Annotated in this window: 12 protein-coding genes; 7 read left to right on the top strand and 5 right to left on the bottom strand. The window is 36.2% G+C overall.

The features are described 5' to 3' along the window. Positions 1–27: 27 nt before the first annotated feature. Positions 28–1,602 (top strand): L,D-transpeptidase family protein, encoded by a 1,575-nt coding sequence (locus tag ACFPVY_RS10195; protein ID WP_379791889.1) that lies wholly within the window; start codon positions 28–30, stop codon positions 1,600–1,602. Here the strand turns inward: ACFPVY_RS10195 and ACFPVY_RS10200 are convergent. Continuing rightward, positions 1,591–2,301 (bottom strand): murein L,D-transpeptidase catalytic domain family protein, encoded by a 711-nt coding sequence (locus ACFPVY_RS10200; RefSeq protein ID WP_379791890.1) that lies wholly within the window; start codon positions 2,299–2,301, stop codon positions 1,591–1,593. The genes ACFPVY_RS10195 and ACFPVY_RS10200 overlap by 12 nt on opposite strands. Positions 2,302–2,516: 215 nt before the next feature. Here ACFPVY_RS10200 and ACFPVY_RS10205 point away from each other — a divergent pair, with 215 nt between their 5' ends. The 4 genes from ACFPVY_RS10205 to ACFPVY_RS10220 all read left to right on the top strand — a co-directional run bounded on the left by ACFPVY_RS10205 (position 2,517) and on the right by ACFPVY_RS10220 (position 8,724). Then, on the top strand, positions 2,517–4,922 hold the full coding sequence (locus ACFPVY_RS10205) for a DUF5916 domain-containing protein (RefSeq protein WP_379791891.1): 2,406 nt from the start codon (positions 2,517–2,519) through the stop codon (positions 4,920–4,922). After that, a complete protein-coding gene (gene gpmI / locus ACFPVY_RS10210) occupies positions 4,923–6,440 on the top strand; it encodes a 2,3-bisphosphoglycerate-independent phosphoglycerate mutase (RefSeq protein ID WP_379791892.1) in 1,518 nt (505 codons plus the stop codon). Between the two features lie 698 nt (positions 6,441–7,138). Further along, positions 7,139–7,960, top strand: coding sequence for a type I methionyl aminopeptidase (map, locus tag ACFPVY_RS10215; RefSeq protein WP_379791893.1), 822 nt, complete (start codon positions 7,139–7,141; stop codon positions 7,958–7,960). After that, positions 7,960–8,724 carry a class I SAM-dependent methyltransferase gene (locus ACFPVY_RS10220; RefSeq protein ID WP_379791894.1) on the top strand — a complete coding sequence of 255 codons (765 nt, stop codon included), beginning with the start codon at positions 7,960–7,962 and terminating at the stop codon, positions 8,722–8,724. Before map ends, ACFPVY_RS10220 begins: the two co-directional genes overlap by 1 nt. 66 nt (positions 8,725–8,790) lie before the next feature. Here ACFPVY_RS10220 and ACFPVY_RS10225 read toward each other — a convergent pair whose 3' ends face one another. Beyond that, positions 8,791–11,601 (bottom strand): M16 family metallopeptidase, encoded by a 2,811-nt coding sequence (locus ACFPVY_RS10225; RefSeq protein WP_379791895.1) that lies wholly within the window; start codon positions 11,599–11,601, stop codon positions 8,791–8,793. A gap of 200 nt (positions 11,602–11,801) precedes the next feature. Here ACFPVY_RS10225 and ACFPVY_RS10230 point away from each other — a divergent pair, with 200 nt between their 5' ends. Together ACFPVY_RS10230 and apaG are read left to right on the top strand one after the other, a co-directional pair. Then, positions 11,802–13,052, top strand: coding sequence for a type IX secretion system plug protein (locus ACFPVY_RS10230; RefSeq protein ID WP_379791896.1), 1,251 nt, complete (start codon positions 11,802–11,804; stop codon positions 13,050–13,052). Positions 13,053–13,156: 104 nt separating this feature from the next. Next, positions 13,157–13,543, top strand: coding sequence for a Co2+/Mg2+ efflux protein ApaG (gene apaG / locus ACFPVY_RS10235; RefSeq protein WP_379791897.1), 387 nt, complete (start codon positions 13,157–13,159; stop codon positions 13,541–13,543). Here apaG and pdeM read toward each other — a convergent pair. The 3 genes from pdeM to ACFPVY_RS10250 form a co-directional block, all read right to left on the bottom strand. Continuing rightward, on the bottom strand, positions 13,540–14,181 hold the full coding sequence (gene pdeM, locus ACFPVY_RS10240) for a ligase-associated DNA damage response endonuclease PdeM (RefSeq protein ID WP_379791898.1): 642 nt from the start codon (positions 14,179–14,181) through the stop codon (positions 13,540–13,542). The two genes, apaG and pdeM, sit on opposite strands and share 4 nt — an antisense overlap. Before the next feature lie 14 nt (positions 14,182–14,195). Beyond that, on the bottom strand, positions 14,196–16,655 hold the full coding sequence (locus tag ACFPVY_RS10245; RefSeq protein ID WP_379791899.1) for a ligase-associated DNA damage response DEXH box helicase: 2,460 nt from the start codon (positions 16,653–16,655) through the stop codon (positions 14,196–14,198). A gap of 228 nt (positions 16,656–16,883) precedes the next feature. Next, positions 16,884–18,485, bottom strand: coding sequence for an ATP-dependent DNA ligase (locus tag ACFPVY_RS10250; protein WP_379791900.1), 1,602 nt, complete (start codon positions 18,483–18,485; stop codon positions 16,884–16,886). Positions 18,486–18,554: the final 69 nt, after the last annotated feature.

An 18,554-nucleotide genomic window follows, 5' to 3' on the forward strand; every position in this document is an offset into this window, starting at 1 on the left:
CGATTATAAATTTCAGCAATAATTCAAATGTTTAAATATTTCTCAATATCCGCCTTTTCACTGCTTTTATTTTCTTTTCCCGAGAAAGAAATCTCCTTTGTTAGTAAGTCATCGCCAAGATTTAATTCCGAAATAAATAGACGTACAATTGATTCCACGCTCTTAAGTCCGTTTTCAAATTCTGAACTCACTTCATTTTATAGAATGAACAATTTTAAAACAGTCTGGAATTCGTCAGAAAACAGAATTCTGGTAACAAGAATTTTATCAAAATCGGAAGAAGACGGCTTAAATTCAGACGATTATCAAGGCAAAGATTTGGCTGAAATTGAATCCAGAATCAACGATTTGACCGAAAAAGAATTGGTGAGTTATGACATTTCGCTGACAATTGCCACGCAAAAATACATTTCTCACATGACCAACGGAAAGTTAAATCCGAGAGAATTGTATGATGATTGGGATTTAAAATCGCCTTCTTTTGACATTAATAAAAACTTGACTGATGCTATAAATGGCGATTCTTTAAAAGTGATTTTTGAGAAAATTAAGCCAAAACACATCGTTTATAAAAAGCTAAAAACAGCGCTTTCTATTTTAAATTCTTTTCCCGAAGACACTTTAAAACAGATTGAAATTGCAACGAAATTAAAACCGAACGACTCTGATAAATCGCTGATTGGTTTAAAACAAAGATTGATTTATTGGAAAGATTTAAAACCAAAAGATTCATTGACCAAAATTTATGATGAAGAAACTATAAAAGCGGTCAAAAAATTCCAAAAAAGACACGGTTTGGCTTCTGACGGAATTATTGGAAAAGCCACAGTCACTGCTTTAAATATTTCAAAAGAAGAACGAAAACGACAGATTATTGCCAATTTAGAACGCTGGCGCTGGTTTCCAAAAGACATGAGCGAACAATACGTGATTATCAATATTCCCGATTTTAAACTTCACGCGATTGATAAAAATGATACAATTCGAACGCACAATGTTATCGTGGGAACTAGCAAACGAAAAACTCCGGTGCTAAATTCGAAATTGAGTTATGCCGTTTTTAATCCAACTTGGACGGTTCCTCCAACGATTTTAAAAGAAGATATTATTCCGGAAACAATAAAAAACAGGAATTATTTAGGCAAAAAAAACATCAAGATTTACGATTACAATAATAATGAAATCAGCGTTTGGAAATGGAAACCAGAAAAAGCGATGAATTATAAATATGTTCAGAGTCCGGGAACTTATAATTCTCTTGGGATGGTTAAAATTCTTTTTCCGAATGATTATACTGTGTATTTGCACGACACAAACCACAGAGAATATTTTGAAAAAACCGACCGTTCTTTAAGTTCTGGATGCGTGAGAGTTCAAAATCCGCTGGAACTTACAGAATATTTATTGGATGATAAAGAAAATTGGAATTTAGAAAAAATAACAGAAACGCTGAAAAAAGAGAAAACTCAAAATGTAAAAATCAAGAACGATATTTACATCTATCAGCTTTATTGGACTGCCTGGAGCGATAAAAACACGCTCCAGTTCAGACCAGATATTTATGATTTAGACAGCGATTTATATTGTCAATTACGAAATTAACTTCGTTGCTGTAGTATAATTTGTAGAAGGATGGTAGATAAAAAGACACGATTTGTCTTTAATTACATTGATGATTTCTTTTGTAATTCCCACCGGAAGTGCTGGACATCCTTGGCTTCTGCCTAATCTTCCGTGTGCTTTTATAAAATCTTCAGCAACATAATCAGCTCCGTGAACCACAACCGCTCTGCTTCTTGCATTGTCATTGATTCCTTTTTCAAGGCCGTCAAGACGAAGCGAAAGACCGTGTTTTCCTTGGTAAACTTCGCCGGTAGCATAAAATCCTAAGCTACTTTTGAAAGAAGAGCCAACGTTTGAAAAATCTTTTGCAAATTCTTCACCAGTATTTCTTCCGTGTGCCACCAATGAGTTGTAAAGCACTGTGTTTGTTGCCATATCGATGATCCACAATCTTTTGGTATTAGAAGAAAGCGTGAAATCTACGATAGTTAAAATATCTTTTTTAATGGTGCCTTTTGCTTTTAAAGCATAAAATCCTTGTAAAGCTTTTTGAAAACTTTCCATTTTTGGCAATGCAAGGTTGTTTGAATGTAAATTGCTGTAAATTTTTTCCGCTTTCATTTCGAAAGTTGATTCGGTGTTTGATGCAATTAATTTTTTAGGCTCAGTAGGTTTTGCTTCGTTTACAGAGAAAGAACTGAAAAAGAACATTAAGACGGGTAAAAACTTGTATATCATTGAAAATGTTTGGTTTAATATGACTTGGGGGTGGCCAAAAGTATTAAAAAAAATTTATTATCAAAATTCTGTTACTGTTAAAAAGTGGTATTTAACAAAAATGGTAATTGCGTAATGTTTATACAACAATTATATAACGTCATTATTTCAAATATATTGTAAACTAATTGTGTATGTTCAATTTATGACTATTTTTGTCTTACAAAACAACACTGATGCACGTACGCTTTCCCCAGATTTTATTTGCCTTGACACTACTTTTCGGTGTTGATGGATTTTGTCAGAAAAAAACTTTACAGACAAAGTCAATTTCAGAAAATATATCAATCGACGGGAAAATAAATGAACAAATCTGGAATTCAGCAACAGTTGCCACAGATTTTATCATGTTTGAACCAGATAATGGAAAACCAATTAGTCCTGAAAAAAAATCTGACGTGCGAGTATTATACAACAATGATGCCATCTATGTTGCTGCTATTCTGTATGATAACAATCCGGAAGCAATTTTAAGAGAGATGACGCAACGTGATAATTTTGGCACGGCAGATCATTTTGGAGTCTTTATAAACGGTTTTAACGATGGCCAGCAAGATTTTAGATTTTTTGTAAGCGCGGCTGGTGTTCAAATGGATGCGCTTGCTACTGAGGGAAACGAAGATTTTACTTGGGACGCCATTTGGGACAGCGAAGTTTCGATAACAGAATATGGCTGGGTCATAGAAATGAAAATTCCGTATGCGGCATTGCGCTTTTCAAATGAAGAAAAACAAACTTGGGGAATTAATTTTTTCAGAGAAATTAAACGCGACAGACAAAAATATACTTGGAATATTATTGATACGAAAGTTGGCGCACTGATGCCACAAATCGGGCAACTGGAAGGGATCGAGAACATAAAACCTCCCACACGCCTTTTCTTCATTCCTTATTCGTCTTATTATATTGAAAATAACGAAAACGGCACCGAACACACCTTTAAAGCCGGAATGGACATAAAATATGGAATCAACGATTCGTTCACGCTTGACGCAATTTTAGTTCCTGATTTTGGCCAGACAAAATATGATAATGTTGTTTTAAATCTAGGTCCGTTTGAGCAACAATTCAATGAAAACAGGCCTTTTTTCACCGAAGGAACTGATATTTTTAACAAAGGAGATTTATTATATACCCGAAGAATTGGTGGCGTTCCGTCGCTATATCTTTCGCCAGAAAATGAATTTGAAGAAACCAATAATCCGGCCACGGTAAATTTAATTAATGCCGTGAAAGTTTCAGGAAGAACTTCTGGCGGACTGGGAATTGGAGTTTTAAACGCTGTGACCGAAAAAACGGTTGGAACGATTCGAAATACAGAAACCGGCGATACAAAAAAGGTTGTCGTCGAACCATTGGCAAATTATAACGTAGTTGTTTTTGACCAAAGATTTAACCAAAATTCATCGGTAGCCTTCGTAAACACTAATGTTACCAGAAATGGTGAGTTTCGCGACGCCAATGTTTCGGCCTTGGTTTATGATTTAAACACAAAAAACAATCGCTTTAATCTTTCGGGAGATTTTAAATACAGTTACATCAATGAATTTGGCGATGCCGATAATCTTGAAGGTATCAATTCTTCAATTTCGATTGGTAAAAAAGGCGGAAATTGGCGTTATGATATTGGAGGAAATTATGTTTCAAAAGAATATGATTCAAATGATCTGGGATTACTTTACATTAACAATTATCACGGAATTTATACAAATACAAGCTATCGAATTTTAAATCCAAATAAAACGTTCAATACTTTTAGAATCAACCTGAACAACTATGTCGAATTTCACAACGAAACAGGTCGCATTCAACAAGGCCAACTGAATTTTGACTTGGCATCGAATACCCGAAAAAATGATTATATCGGGGCTTCCCTTTACATTAATCCCTTTGAAACTTATGATTTTTATGAATCAAGAGTTGCCGGAAGATTCGTTAAAATTCCAAAAAATTTTGATGCCGAAATTTATATTTCAACAAATTACAATAGAAAATTTGCTATTGACATTACACCCGAAGTTACTGTTACTGAGCAAAAAAACAGAATATATTATGGGCTGACAATTGCGCCACGCTATCGCTTTAGCAATAAATTTTTAGCCCAATATAGTTTCTTAACCAATACGCAACACGCCGACATCGGCTGGGTCGATTTTGACGGAGACGACATTATTTTTGCCGAACGTGATCGAAAAACACTCACAAACGAATTGTCTTTAAAATATTCTCTAAACCCAAAGATGACTTTTAATCTCGCCGCAAGACATTATTGGTCATATGCCGAAAATAACCAATTTTTAACATTGGAAAGCGACGGAAACTTAACGCCAAATAGTACCTTTACAGAGAATAAAAATTCAAATTTCAGCACTTGGAATTTCGACCTTTCTTATTCGTGGTGGTTTGCGCCGGGAAGCCAGATTTCAGTGCTTTACCGAAACAATGCCACAGATTCTCGAACTGAAATCGACAACCGACTTGGCAGAAATTTTAAAAACCTTTTTGAGAACAACTTAAATAATATCTTTTCTATAAGCATCAGATATTTTATAGACTACAATACGATTAAAAATAAATTTTAGATGAACAAGAAAGTAATCCTAATGATTTTGGACGGCTGGGGAAAATCTCCAGACCCAAAGGTTTCTGCAGTTGACAATGCCAATACCCCATTTATTGACAGTTTATATACAAAATATGCCAACGCATCGCTTCGAACTGATGGATTGAACGTTGGACTTCCAGAAGGACAAATGGGAAATTCTGAAGTGGGACACATGAATCTTGGCGCCGGAAGAATTATTTATCAAGATTTGGTAAAAATCAATTTGGCCGTTGAAGATAAAACATTGCAACACGAAAAGGCACTGGTTGAAGCATTTGCGTACGCCAAAGAAAATAATAAAAAAATTCACCTTTTAGGATTGGTTTCTGACGGAGGCGTTCACTCACACATCCAGCATTTAAAAGGTTTGGTTGACGCAACCGAAGAAGCTGGTTTAGACAAAGTATTTATTCACGCTTTCACGGATGGACGCGATGTTGATCCAAAATCTGGAATCTTCTTTATCTCTGAATTGCAAAAACATTTGGAAAACAAGAAGGCAAAATTGGCTTCGGTTGTTGGAAGATATTATGCGATGGATCGTGATAAACGTTGGGAAAGAGTCAAAAAAGCATACGATTTATTGGTTCACGGAACTGGAACTCCAACAAAAGATGTGATTTCAAGTTTACACGCGAGCTATGAAAAAAATATTACCGACGAATTTATCGATCCGTTGGTTGTAACTAATGAAAACGACGAGCCAACTGCAATTATCGAAAACGATGACGTGGTGATTTTCTTCAATTTTAGAACCGATCGCGGCAGACAATTGACCGAAGTTTTAACTCAGTTTGATTGTCACGAGCAAAACATGCATAAACTGAATTTGTACTATGTGACAATGACAAATTATGATGATAGTTTTACGGGAATGCACGTGGTGTATGACAAAGACAATATCACGGAAACTCTTGGAGAAGTTTTAGAAAAAAACGGAAAGAAACAAATCAGAATTGCGGAAACCGAGAAATATCCACACGTGACATTTTTCTTTTCTGGCGGAAGAGAAAAAGAATTTGTGGGCGAAAGCAGAATCTTGAAAAATTCTCCAAAAGTAGCAACATACGATTTACAGCCAGAAATGAGCGCTTTTGAATTAGCCGATGCTTTGGTTCCAGAATTGGAAAAAGAAGAAGTTGATTTTGTGTGCTTAAATTTCGCAAACGGAGACATGGTTGGACATACCGGAGTTATGGAAGCGGCAATCAAAGCATGTGAAGCAGTTGACAAATGTGCAGAAAAAGTAATCACAACGGCTTTAGAACACGGATATACAACCATCGTAATTGCGGATCACGGAAACTGTGAAACCATGATTAATCCAGACGGAAGCCCAAATACGGCACATACGACAAATCCGGTGCCCATTATTTTGGTGGATAAAGAATTGAAGCACGTGAATGACGGCGTTCTTGGAGATATTGCTCCAACAATTTTAGCATTAATGGGAGTTGAAAAACCAGAAGCAATGTCGAGACATTCATTGTTATAAGTTTCTTGATTTTTAAAATATAATTTGCCTGTTGGGATTTCTTCTTGACAGGCATTTTTTTTTAAAATTCTGACGTGATTTTTATTGTGAAATTTAAAATTTGGCTAAAGCCGATTTCTATGATCTTGATTTGAGAACGGGCTAAAGCCCGTTCCTATTCGTCTAATTGGAATTGATTTTTTTTTTCACAATCCTATTTTTCGAAATATTGTCATGAATAGGAATTGTTTTTTTGTTCACAATCCTATTTTCGAAATATTGTCATGAATAGGAATTGTTTTTTTGTTCACAATCCTATCTTCATGAATATTGTCATGAATAGGAATGAGGCTTTAGCCCATTCACAAAAAGGTTTTCTATATTCGGCTTTAGCCAAATTTTATGCAGCAAGCTGGAACCAAATTTGTTTTAACTGATTATTTCTTGAAAAAACACAAATTTTGTTTTAACCGAAATGCCCTAGCCCAGATTACTTCACCTGATTTTTATTTTTTAGTGGAGTTCAGTGAATTTCATTTGTCGCGGAAAGCCCGGAAGCCGGAAAGCTATTTTTTCTTGCAGGAAAAGAGCGACCAAAGGAAGCTCCTTTTACTGCTTAGAAAAAAAGCTTTCTGGCTGAGGACTTGTAGCAGAAAGCAGGATTGGCTTCAAAAAAAATTTAAAAAAAATGTGTACTTTTGCAAATCAAATTTTGAAATATGATTATCCAGAAAACCAGAGAAGAAATTGAATTAATGCGCGAAAGTGCGTTGTTGGTTTCAAAAACATTGGGAATGATTGCGAGAGAAATCAAGCCTGGCGTGACGACTTTGCATTTAGACAAATTGGCGGAAGAATTTATCAGAGATCACGGCGCTGTTCCAGGATTTTTGGGGTTATATGGTTGTCCGTCGTCGATTTTGACGAGCGTTAATGATCAGGTTGTTCACGGTTTGCCAACGAATACGCCAATTCAAGAAGGCGATATCGTTTCGGTGGATTGCGGGACATTGATGAATGAATATTATGGTGATCACGCTTATACTTTTGAGGTTGGCGAAGTGGCTCCAGAAACTAAGAAATTATTGCAGATTACAAAGGAATCTTTATATGTTGGAATCCGTGAATTTAAAGCCGGAAACCGTGTGGAAGATGTGGGTAATGCTATTCAAAAATTTACGGAAGCGCACGGTTATGGCGTGGTTCGTGAGCTAGTCGGACACGGTTTGGGCAAGAAAATGCACGAAGATCCAGAAATGCCAAACTATGGAAAACGCGGTCGCGGAAAAATGTTTGTGGAAGGAATGGTCGTGGCCATCGAGCCGATGATCAATATGGGTACAAAAAATATCAAGCAGTTGAAAGACGGCTGGACAATTGTAACGGCAGATAGAAAACCAAGCGCGCATTTTGAACACGACGTGGCATTAATTGATGGAAAACCAGAATTACTTTCAACGTATGCTTATATTTATGAAGCGTTGGGAATTGTGAGTAATGAGGAGGAAGAGTTTAGAAGACAGCCTTTGGTACTTTCGTAATGAAGAAAATTTTTAGATTTATACTCAATACTATCCCTCGCCCACTGTTAATCAGGCTGAGTTATGTGATTCGTCCGGTTCTGGCTTTTGCTTTAAAAGGACGCACTTATACTGATCCAATTGACGGAAAGAGTTTCAAGAAATTCTTGCCTTATGGCTACGGAACGCAACGCAATAATGTTTTGTCGCCAAGCACTTTATCATTGGAAAGACACCGTTTGCTTTGGCTTTATTTGAATAATGAAACTGATTTTTTTACGGCTACAAAAAAAGTTTTGCACTTTGCTCCTGAACAGGCTTTTTATAAATTGTTCAGAAATCAAAAGAATTTAGATTATACAACAACCGATTTATTTTCGCCTTTGGCGGATGTGAAAGCGGATATTTGCAATTTGCCTTTTGACGATAATTCGTATGACGTGATTTTATGCAACCATGTTTTAGAACATATTCCGGATGATACAAAGGCGATGCAAGAATTATATCGCGTCTTGAAACCTGGCGGTATGGGAATATTTCAGATTCCGCAGGATTTGAATCGAGCAGAAACTTTTGCAGATGATTCGATTACTGATCAAAAAGAAAGAGCAAAAATCTTTGGCCAATATGATCATGTTAGAATTTACGGAAGAGATTATTTTGACAAATTGAGAAGCATCGGTTTTACCGTAGTTGAAGAAGATTACACAAAGAAATTAGACCCTGAATTAGTGGAAAGATATTGTTTAGCGAAAGGAGAAATCATTCCGGTTTGTTATAAATAAGATTTTAAACAAAATAGAAAAAGCCTGAATTTCATCAGGCTTTTTCGGTTTAAACAACTAAATGAATTAGCTTTTTTCTGGCATCAAAATACCTACAACTTTATCTTTTGTCAAGTATTTTTTAGCCACATCTTGAATGTCTTTTGACGTGATTGCATTTACTTTTGCCTCCACTTGCAAGATATCTTCCGGACTTGTTTCGTTTGTGTAAGAACGGTTGAAATTTGTTAACCAATATTTATTTTCCTTGATATCTTTCTTGTAATCAAGAATTTCAGCTTCTTTGAATTTCTTAACATCGTTTTCTTGCGGTCCTTTCTCAATTATTTTTTGTAATTCTCTCAAAGCTGAATCCGTTAATTTCTCAGCATTATCAGGTCCGCACGGGAAACCGATATTAAAACTGTACGCTCCGTTTGGCACTTTGTTCATGTTTCCACGGGCGCTGATTCCATAAACACCGCTTTCGTTTTCTCTTAATTCTTCTATTAATTTGATAGTCAAAACTTCGCCTAAAGCTTGCATCGCCAGAGCTTCTTTTGGAGAATAATTTGCGTCGCCATAGTACATAATTGTTACCGTACTTTTTGGGTCTGTACCTTTATTGACTACTTTTTTAAGATCACCTTTCAACATTCTGTATCCCAAATCAACTGCTTTTTCTTTCTTTTGAGTTGATGGCAATGCGGCAATATATTTTTTAGAAAATTCCTCCATTTTTGCATCATCTAAATTTCCTACGAAGAAAAATTCAAAGTCGCCAGCATTTGAAAAACGCTCTCGGTATTTATCATAAGCCAACTTATAATCTGTTGTTTCCCAAGCCTTATCATCTGGAATCATTCCGAAAAATCTTGGGTTTTCTTTATACAAATAGCCAAAAAATTCTTGTTGAAAATAAAAATTTGGTTGCGACGCCATGTTTTTATAAAAACCAGATTGTTTCTGCTTGTAACCCTCAAAAGCATCTTTGTCTAAATTTAAATCTGCCATATAACCCACGGTCATTTGGAACAAATATTCTAAATCTTTTGGCGTTGTACTTCCTCTTAAACCTTCTGTTGTATTCGAAATATAAGGGTAAACGCTTGCGACTTTTCCCGACATAAATTTGTTAATATCATTTTCTTTAAGTCCCGAAAATCCGGCTTGGGCAAGGCCTCCGTTTGCAAATTGTGTTTTCTTTAATTCCTCATTTGAATAAAGATTTGTACCTCCAAAACTTACTGCTTCCATCAAAACTTCGTCGTTTTTAAAGTCAGTTTTTTTATAAGTTACTTTCGCTCCATTTGACAAAAATAAAGTCGTTGTTCCAATTTTCGCATTCGTTTCTTTTTTGAGAATCGTTCCTGGTTTCAATTCTTTTCTAAGCAAACTTGTGGCGATTTCTGTTTCGGCATAAGGCTGAATTTCATCAACATTTACTTTTAAAGCGTTTAAAACCTCTTGCTCTGTCACTTTTTTCAAACCCTCTTTTTCAGGTCCTGTTAAAATCACAACGCGATTATCTTCTTTAATATAATCTTTCAATAATCCGTTAACATCTTTTAATTCAATTGACGGCAAGATTTTATTCACTGCTTTAAATGTCCATTCAATTCCGGGAACTGGCTCTTTCTCTAAAAAATGATCTTGCAATTCAGTCACAAATTCCTTTGAATCTGTTTTGTCTCTGTCATTATATTGGTTTTCTAATTCAGCAAGATTTTCTGCTTTTGCACGATCTAATTCGCCTTGGGTAAACCCAAATTTTTTAGCTCTTTCATTTTCTGTAAGCAATGTTTTTAAGGCCTCCAACTGTTTGTCTTCTTGAGAAACCGCAAATGATTGATACGCTTCTTTTGTTCTTGCCCAAGTTCCTCCGTGATATGAATATCCAAATGTGAACGGCGGCGTTGGTGAATTCACCAATTCACTCAATCGATTATTAATCAGTGAAACATACAATTCTTCGATCAAATAATTTTTTAGATCTTTAACTTTTTCAACCACTTTTGGAGCATCATAATCTTTGTAAACCAATTGAACTTGTGCCATCGGAGCTTCTTTATCGCTTTCAATTGCTACAAAAGTTTCTTTGTGATTTGGCACTTCATAAATTTTTCTCGGTTTTTCATTTACCGGATTTTTATAGCTTGAAAAATGCTCTTTAATTTTCTTTTCCATTGCCACAACATCGATGTCACCCACAACAATAACGCTCATCAAATTTGGGCGGTACCAATCTTTATAAAAACTGATCAATTTATCGTGCTTAAAATTTTCGAGAATTTCTTTTTTACCAATTGGCAAACGATCTGCATAATGCGAATTGTGCATCATTTTCGGCATATATCGTCCCATCATTCTTTTGCTGGCGCCAAGACCAATTCTGTATTCTTCAAGAACAACGCCCCTTTCTTTATCAATTTCTTCTGGAGTCAAAACTGCATTAAAAGCCCAATCTTCAATAATTTGGAATCCTTTTTCTAATTTTTCTGGATCGTCTGAAGGAATTGGCAAAAAGTAAACGGTCTCGTCAAAACTTGTGTAAGCATTCAAATGCTGTCCAAATTTTACCCCGATGCTTTGCAGATAATCGACCAATTTATTTTTTGGAAAACGCTTTGTTCCGTTGAAACACATGTGCTCCATGAAATGTGCCAATCCTTGTTGGTCGTCGTTTTCAAGAATTGAGCCGGCATTGATCACAAGCCTCAAATCGACTTTATTTTCTGGCTTTGAATTCTTTTTAATGTAATATGTAAGTCCGTTTTCTAATTTTCCTGTTTTCACACTAGGGTCAAAAGGAATCGGGCTTTCACCATTAAAATCTTGTGCAAAAATTGACATTGGGAACGCCAAAAGCACTAGGCATAGTTTTCTGTAATGTTTCATATTGGTTTATAAATTAGTTGTTAAAACTATGCTTATAACTATAATAAGCAGAACTTATTATAAAAAATTTAACAGAATCTACTTACTTTTTAAATTTTTATAGTTTAAATTATAGAAATGTGAAGATGGTATGATTTTGGCTAAAACTTAAATCGTAATAAATTTGCTATATTTATAGCCAGAATTCAAATTTTCTACTGATGACCAAAAATAACTTTGCTTCCCTCATATTATTTCTTTTTACTACGTTACTGAATGCTCAAATTCAACAAGAAGTTGCGCCTCCATTTAATATTAAGACAGTCAGTTTTGTGCAAGGTGGTCAAAATGTTATTCCTATTTTTAAATTAAATGAAGGTTTTCAAGTTCAATTTGATGACCTTTTTGGCAACGAAGCAAATTATTATTACGAACTGGTTCACTGCAATTATGATTGGACGCCGTCACAGTTGGTGAAAAGCGAATACATTCAAGGATTTGATAATCAGAGAATTCAGGATTATGAAAATTCGTTCAATACCTTACAATTGTATTCACATTACAGGCTTTCTTTTCCAAATAAATTCACACAATTTCGTGTCACCGGAAACTATATCTTGAAGGTTTTAAACGAAGATCGCGAAATGGTTTTTTCGAGAAAATTCATCCTTTATGAAGATATTGTGGGCGTTCCGTTGCAGGTAAAAAGAGCGCGTGATGTTCGCGATATAAATTTTAAGCACAATTTGGATTTTGCCATAAAAACTACTGCCATAAATTTCATCAATCCGTTGCAAAACGTGAAAGTGACGTTGCTTCAAAATGGAAATTTCAACACTGCAATCAACAACATAAAACCGCAATATACAATTGGGAATGATTTGATTTATAAGTATGACAAAGAGACGCAATTCTGGGGTGGAAACGAGTTTTTATATTTTGATAACAAGGAAATTCGAGGTGTTGCGAACAATATAAATTATATAGAATCGAAGGAATTATACAACACGCATTTGTACCCAAATAAAGCAAGAGCGAACCAAATTTATACTTTCAATCCCGACGTAAATGGAAATTTTGTGGTTCGTAATTTATACGTAGAAAACAACCAAATTGAAGCAGATTATGCTTGGGTTTTCTTCCTTTTAGATGCGCCAGCTTACTTCGGAAAAAGTGATATTTTCATCAACGGAATGTTCAATAATTATGCTTTGAACGACGAAAATAAAATGGAGTTCAACAAAAAAACCGGAATGTATGAAAAAGCCATTTTGATCAAGCAAGGTTTTACCAACTTTCAATATGTGCTTGCCGACAAGTCAAAAAAGATTGATAACGAAAATGCAATTGACGGCAATTTTTATCAAACTTTAAATGATTATCAAGTGCTTGTTTATTACCGCGGAGTCAACGAACGATATGACAAAGTGATTGGAAAAGGAATGGCGTCTTCAGAAAACATTGTGAACTAACCTGATAGCTAAAAAACTGTTTATAAAACCTTTAAGTAAATTTTATTGTTTGTAAACGCATAACAAAGGCAAAAATTTGTAGTTTTGTAATATTAAAGAAAACTATGGTTACACAAATAACACGAGGCATTAAGATTTCAGTCTTGACTAGTTTTGAAGGAACTTACTTCAAAAACTACAAGATTCACTTTGCTTTTAGTTATGAGATCACCATCGAAAATCACTCGAAAGATTCGGTACAATTAATGTCACGCCACTGGGAAATTTTTGATTCCTTAAATGATAAAGAAATCGTTGATGGCGAAGGTGTTATCGGAAAAAAACCCGTTTTAAAACCCGGAGAATCACACACTTACAGTTCAGGATGTTTGCTTTCATCTCCATTTGGAGCTATGAAAGGCTACTTTAATATGATCAATTTTACCTCAACAAGAAACTTTAGAGTTATTGTTCCAAATTTCAAATTGAGCGCACCTTTTGCTTTGAATTAATTCTTTTTCACGAGAATAACTTCCTCTTTCGTAACGGCGTAAATCAAATCATTTACTTCGGGAACCATAATATATTTTCCAGTAAACTCACCAAAAGCTGGTAAAATCATCTGGTTTTCTTTCTGAAAAAAACAAGGCAATTTTATATTCTGACCACCGAAACCGCGTAAGGAAACTCCTGGATGAATGTGTCCCGAAAAATTAAAAAATTTCTCTCTTTCTGTTGGATGATGCGTCAAAAGAAAACCATCAATCTCAAGTTCCTTAAAAACTTTTACATCGATTTTATCATAATTTTCTTTGGCAATAATGTCGTGATTTCCTGCAATCAAAATGATTTCTGCCACACAACAATCCGACCATTCGACGAATAAATTCCATTCGCTGTTTTTGGAACTATGGAATAAATCACCCAAAAAAATGACACTTTCTGGGTCAAAATAATCTACGACTTCCGTCAATTTTGTAAAGTTTTTCGAAACCGCATTGTTTGGAATAGCAACGCCGTGTTTACGGAAATGTGATACTTTTCCTAGATGAACATCTGAAATTAAAAGTGCTTTTCGGTCTTCCCAAAATACCGTACCGCTTGGATGCAAGATAAAAGTATTTCTGTTTATTTTTATGGTAATGGTCATTTGTAAATTCTAAATCACTTCATATACGAAGCTGTCATTTTTTTAATTCGTTCGGCTAAAGTTTCACTAGATAATTTTTCTCGAAGTCGGTCGGTAATAATCGGAAAACTAAAAGGCGTTGGCTTTTTGCATTGTTTCCAAACAATTTCTTGATTGGCAATCCGTTCCAAAGCTAATAATAATCGGCCTTCTTCTAACTGATGTTCAAAAGTTTCGCGATACGCTTGCTGAAACAATAAATTTTCTGGTTCATAATCTCTGAAAACTTCAAATAGCAATTGTGAACCGCTTTGCAAATGCTTTGTCTTAACCATTTTTCCAGGCATTCCCGTGAAAACCAAACCTGCAATTACGGCAATATCTCGGAACTTTCTTCGGGCCATTTCGGTTGCGTTCAAACTTTTCATTAAATCGGAATGGACGTAATCGGTGGAAAAAAGATTGTTGTCCAACACTTCTTGCATATTAATTTCTTGATCAGAAAGCAATTCAAAGCCGTAGTCGTTATAGGCTAACGAGAAACTTATCGGCGAAAGCAAACTGATTCTATACGCCAGCAAACTCGCCAAAGCTTCGTGTACAAACCGTCCTTCAAAAGGATAAAAAATAGCGTGATAGCCTTCTCTTGTTTTAAAGGTTTCAATCAAGAATTCATCGGCGGTTGGAACAATTGATTCTTTTCGTTGTCGAGTAAACATTGGCTTTAACGCTTTCAATTCGGGAGATAAATCATTCGTATTCGCACGATACAATTCCTGACGAAGCAATTCACTCATTTGTGCCGAAAGTGCCATCCTTCCTCCCATCCAACTGACTAATCTTGATTTTTTAGTTGGGTCGGCTTTTTTAACCAAAACCTGCATATTTTTGACGCGGTACAGTTCTAATTTTTTTCCACCAAAAGTAAAAGTATCGCCCGGATTTAATTTCGAAATAAACCATTCTTCAATCGTTCCAATAAAACCGCCACTCATAAATTTCACGTTCAGCGTCGCATCGCTTACAATGGTTCCAATCTGCATTCGGTGGTGCATGGCAATCATTCGGCTGTTGATTTTGAAAAGTCCGTTTTCTTCGATTTCTACTTTTTTATATTCGTCATACGCTTGCAAACTTTGACTTCCGTTGACGATAAAGTTTAAAATCCAATTCCAATTTTCCCTCGTCATCGCTTGATAACAGAATGTTCCTTTGACTTCTTCGTAAATTTCATCGGGAGAAAATCCATCCGAAACTGCCAATGTATTCAGGTATTGCACCAAAACATCCCAACTGTTCAAATACGGCACTCTGTCTTCGACAACGGTATTTTCAACTGCTTTTTTCAAGGCCGAAGCTTCAATCAATTCGATCGAATGGGTTGCGAGAAAATAAATTACGCTTTCTTTTCCCGGCTGGTGACCACTTCGTCCGGCACGTTGCAAAAATCGGGCAACGCCTTTCGGACCACCAACTTGAATAATGGTTTCCACTGGAGCAAAATCGACCCCCAAATCCAAGCTCGAAGTACAAACCACGACTTTCAATTCTTCATCCCGAATGGCTTGCTCCACCCAAAGTCGGGTTTCGCGGTTGATGCTTCCGTGGTGCATGGCCATTTCGCCAGCAAACTCTGGATATTTTTCTAATAATCGTTGAAACCAGATCTCACAAGCCGAACGTACATTCGTAAAAAGTAAGGTCGTTCGGCTTGCTTTTATAATTTTCGCCACCTCATCAATTAAGTGCAAACCCATGTGTCCACGCCACGGATACGTTTCCATCTTGTCTGGGATTATCGAAATCACGTTTATTTTTTTATTGATAACCGCCTTGATTAAAACCGAATTGCGATAAGCTTCCGAATCAATTCCAAGCAATACTTCCTGTGCTTGTTGCAGATTTCCGATGGTTGCCGAAATCCCCCAAATGCGCATATTCGGAGCGATTTTCTTTAATCGAGATAAGGCCAATTCGGTTTGAACACCACGTTTTGTTCCCAATAATTCGTGCCATTCATCAATGACAATTGCTGAACATTCCTTGAACGTTTTTTCATAACCTTTGGAAGCCAAAAGCAATTGCAAACTTTCGGGAGTGGTAACCAACAAATCGGGCATCTTGCCTTTTTGTTTGGCTCGTTCACTTGCCGATGTATCGCCTGAGCGAATCCCGACGGTCATTTGAGTTCCTAAATCATTCACAACACGTTCTGCAGATTGTTTTATTTCTACAGATAAAGCTCTCAAAGGTGTAATCCAAATCGCTTTCAGTCCAGGCTTATGTTTTTCTTTATAATCTGGATTTTTTTTGATGTAATCGAGAACAATCGGCAACCATAAAGCGTAGGTTTTTCCGCTTCCTGTTGGAGCGTTTAATAGGCCGTTTTTACCCTGCAAGAAAGCCGTCCAAGTTTGGGTTTGGAACGGGAATGGCTTCCATCCTTGTTGATGGAACCAGTCGCTTGCTAGGTTAAAAAGTTGTTCTCTGTTCATTTAAAGCATTTGTTTTTGTTTTTGTTTTTTGAACCATTAAAAGATTAAGGAAAATCAAGAATTAGCTTAATGAAACTTAATTCCTTAATGGTTTATTTTTTTAACGCAAAGTTCACAAATCTTTTTCGCTAAAAATCTGTGTTAATTTGTGAAATCTGTGTTGTGTTTTCTCGCAAAGGCGCTAAGTCGCAAAAGCTTTTGCCTTTTGGCTAATTACTCTTGCCTATCTCAAACAATCATACCCTTCAAATCATCAATCGAATTCGCTTCTTCGATTTTCTTGTCGATTCGCCATCTTAAGATTCTTGGGAAACGTGTGGCAATTCCGCTTTTATGCCTTTTGGAAAGTGCAATTCCCTCGAAGCCGATTTCGAAAACTAACTTCGGTGTCACACTTCGGACTGGTCCAAAACGTTCCAACGTATTTTTTTTGATGAAATCATCGACCATTCTGAATTCAGCATCTGTTAAACCGGAATACGCTTTTGCGAAAGTGACCAATTCGCGTTCGCCATTTTCGTTGTCTTGCCATAAGGCAAAAGTGTAATCGGTAAACAAATTCGAGCGTCTTCCGTGGCCTCGCATTGCATAGGTGAGGACGGCATCGATGGTTAGCGGTTCTATTTTCCATTTCCACCAATCGCCTTTTTTTCTTCCTACCAAATAAGGAGAATCTTTTCTTTTCAGCATCAAGCCCTCGCTTTTCATTTCTCTGGAACGGATTCTTTCTTCCGCAACTTCTTCCCAAGTGGAAAATGAAACGCGTTCTGAAAGCTGCAACGGAATGTCTTTATCTTTTATTTCTTCATATAATTTTTCCAATAAAATCCGTCTTTCTTCAAATGGTTTGTTGCGAATATCTTCTCCTTTCCATTCCAATAAATCGTAAGCCCGAATGACGACAGGAGAATTTTTCAAAATTGCCTGAGACACCGTTTTTCTTCCGATTCTCGTTTGCAAATCATTGAAGGTTCCTATTTCTCCGTGTAGGAAGGGTAGAATTTCTCCGTCGATAACCGTTCCGTCAGGAATTACTCCGATGAACGATGCAAATTCTGGATACTTATCGGTTACTAATTCTTCTCCCCGACTCCATACATAAATTTCATTTTCACGAATAATGGTTTGCGAACGAATGCCATCCCATTTGTGTTCAGCACTCCAGTCTTCGGGATTTCCGAGATTCGACACTTCGCCTTCTATCGGATATGCTAGATAAAACGGATAAGGTTTCGATAAATAATCACTGCTTTTTTCATCCAAAATCAATTCTTGAAAAGTGATGGTATTTGGGTTCCAATCGCCCATTAGTTTATAAGCCAAAGCATCTTCTTGAATATTTTCTGCTTTTGACAAGGCTCTTGTCATCAGTTTTTGACTGACACCGATTCTAAAACTTCCGGTGATTAATTTGGTAAAAACAAAGCGTTCGTAATAATTTAAAGCCAGCCAATTTTCGTGTAAGTATGCTCTTTTTTCTTCGTCAGTTTTCTTTTTTAGGGCTATAATTTCTTGTAGATATTCCGTCAGACTTTTTTCGGAATGTTCTTTTGTGGTAGGAATTACGAGTGCAATTGTTTCAGCCAAATCGCCGACGATATGATAACTTTCTTCAAACAACCAAAGCGGAATATTCGCCAATTCATTTGCCCATAATCTTAATAAAGTAGTATTTACAGGTCGTGGCGGACGACGATGCGAAAGAATGGCGATTGTCCAGACTTTATCTTCATCGCTGGCGCTTTTGAAATAAGTTGTAAGCGCGTCAACTTTGACCGACGTTTTGTTGGAGCTATCTAGGGCTTTTATGAGTTCGGCGAAGTTTTTCATATTTTTTTATTTCACGGAGATTCACTGAGGTTTTTCGCAGAGATTCGCAAAGTTTCAGTCATTGTTCTT

Origin of the sequence: Flavobacterium qiangtangense (genome assembly GCF_042658345.1) — a bacterium.
GTDB classification, from domain to species: Bacteria; Bacteroidota; Bacteroidia; order Flavobacteriales; family Flavobacteriaceae; genus Flavobacterium; species Flavobacterium qiangtangense.

Coding starts and splice junctions, on each gene's coding strand:
- pdeM (WP_379791898.1), bottom strand. CDS start 14,181: ATGACCATTACCATAAAAATAAACAGAAATACTTTTATCTTGCATCCA.
- ACFPVY_RS10230 (WP_379791896.1), top strand. CDS start 11,802: ATGACCAAAAATAACTTTGCTTCCCTCATATTATTTCTTTTTACTACG.
- gpmI (WP_379791892.1), top strand. CDS start 4,923: ATGAACAAGAAAGTAATCCTAATGATTTTGGACGGCTGGGGAAAATCT.
- ACFPVY_RS10245 (WP_379791899.1), bottom strand. CDS start 16,655: ATGAACAGAGAACAACTTTTTAACCTAGCAAGCGACTGGTTCCATCAA.
- ACFPVY_RS10250 (WP_379791900.1), bottom strand. CDS start 18,485: ATGAAAAACTTCGCCGAACTCATAAAAGCCCTAGATAGCTCCAACAAA.
- map (WP_379791893.1), top strand. CDS start 7,139: ATGATTATCCAGAAAACCAGAGAAGAAATTGAATTAATGCGCGAAAGT.
- ACFPVY_RS10200 (WP_379791890.1), bottom strand. CDS start 2,301: ATGATATACAAGTTTTTACCCGTCTTAATGTTCTTTTTCAGTTCTTTC.
- ACFPVY_RS10195 (WP_379791889.1), top strand. CDS start 28: ATGTTTAAATATTTCTCAATATCCGCCTTTTCACTGCTTTTATTTTCT.
- ACFPVY_RS10205 (WP_379791891.1), top strand. CDS start 2,517: ATGCACGTACGCTTTCCCCAGATTTTATTTGCCTTGACACTACTTTTC.
- ACFPVY_RS10225 (WP_379791895.1), bottom strand. CDS start 11,601: ATGAAACATTACAGAAAACTATGCCTAGTGCTTTTGGCGTTCCCAATG.
- ACFPVY_RS10220 (WP_379791894.1), top strand. CDS start 7,960: ATGAAGAAAATTTTTAGATTTATACTCAATACTATCCCTCGCCCACTG.
- apaG (WP_379791897.1), top strand. CDS start 13,157: ATGGTTACACAAATAACACGAGGCATTAAGATTTCAGTCTTGACTAGT.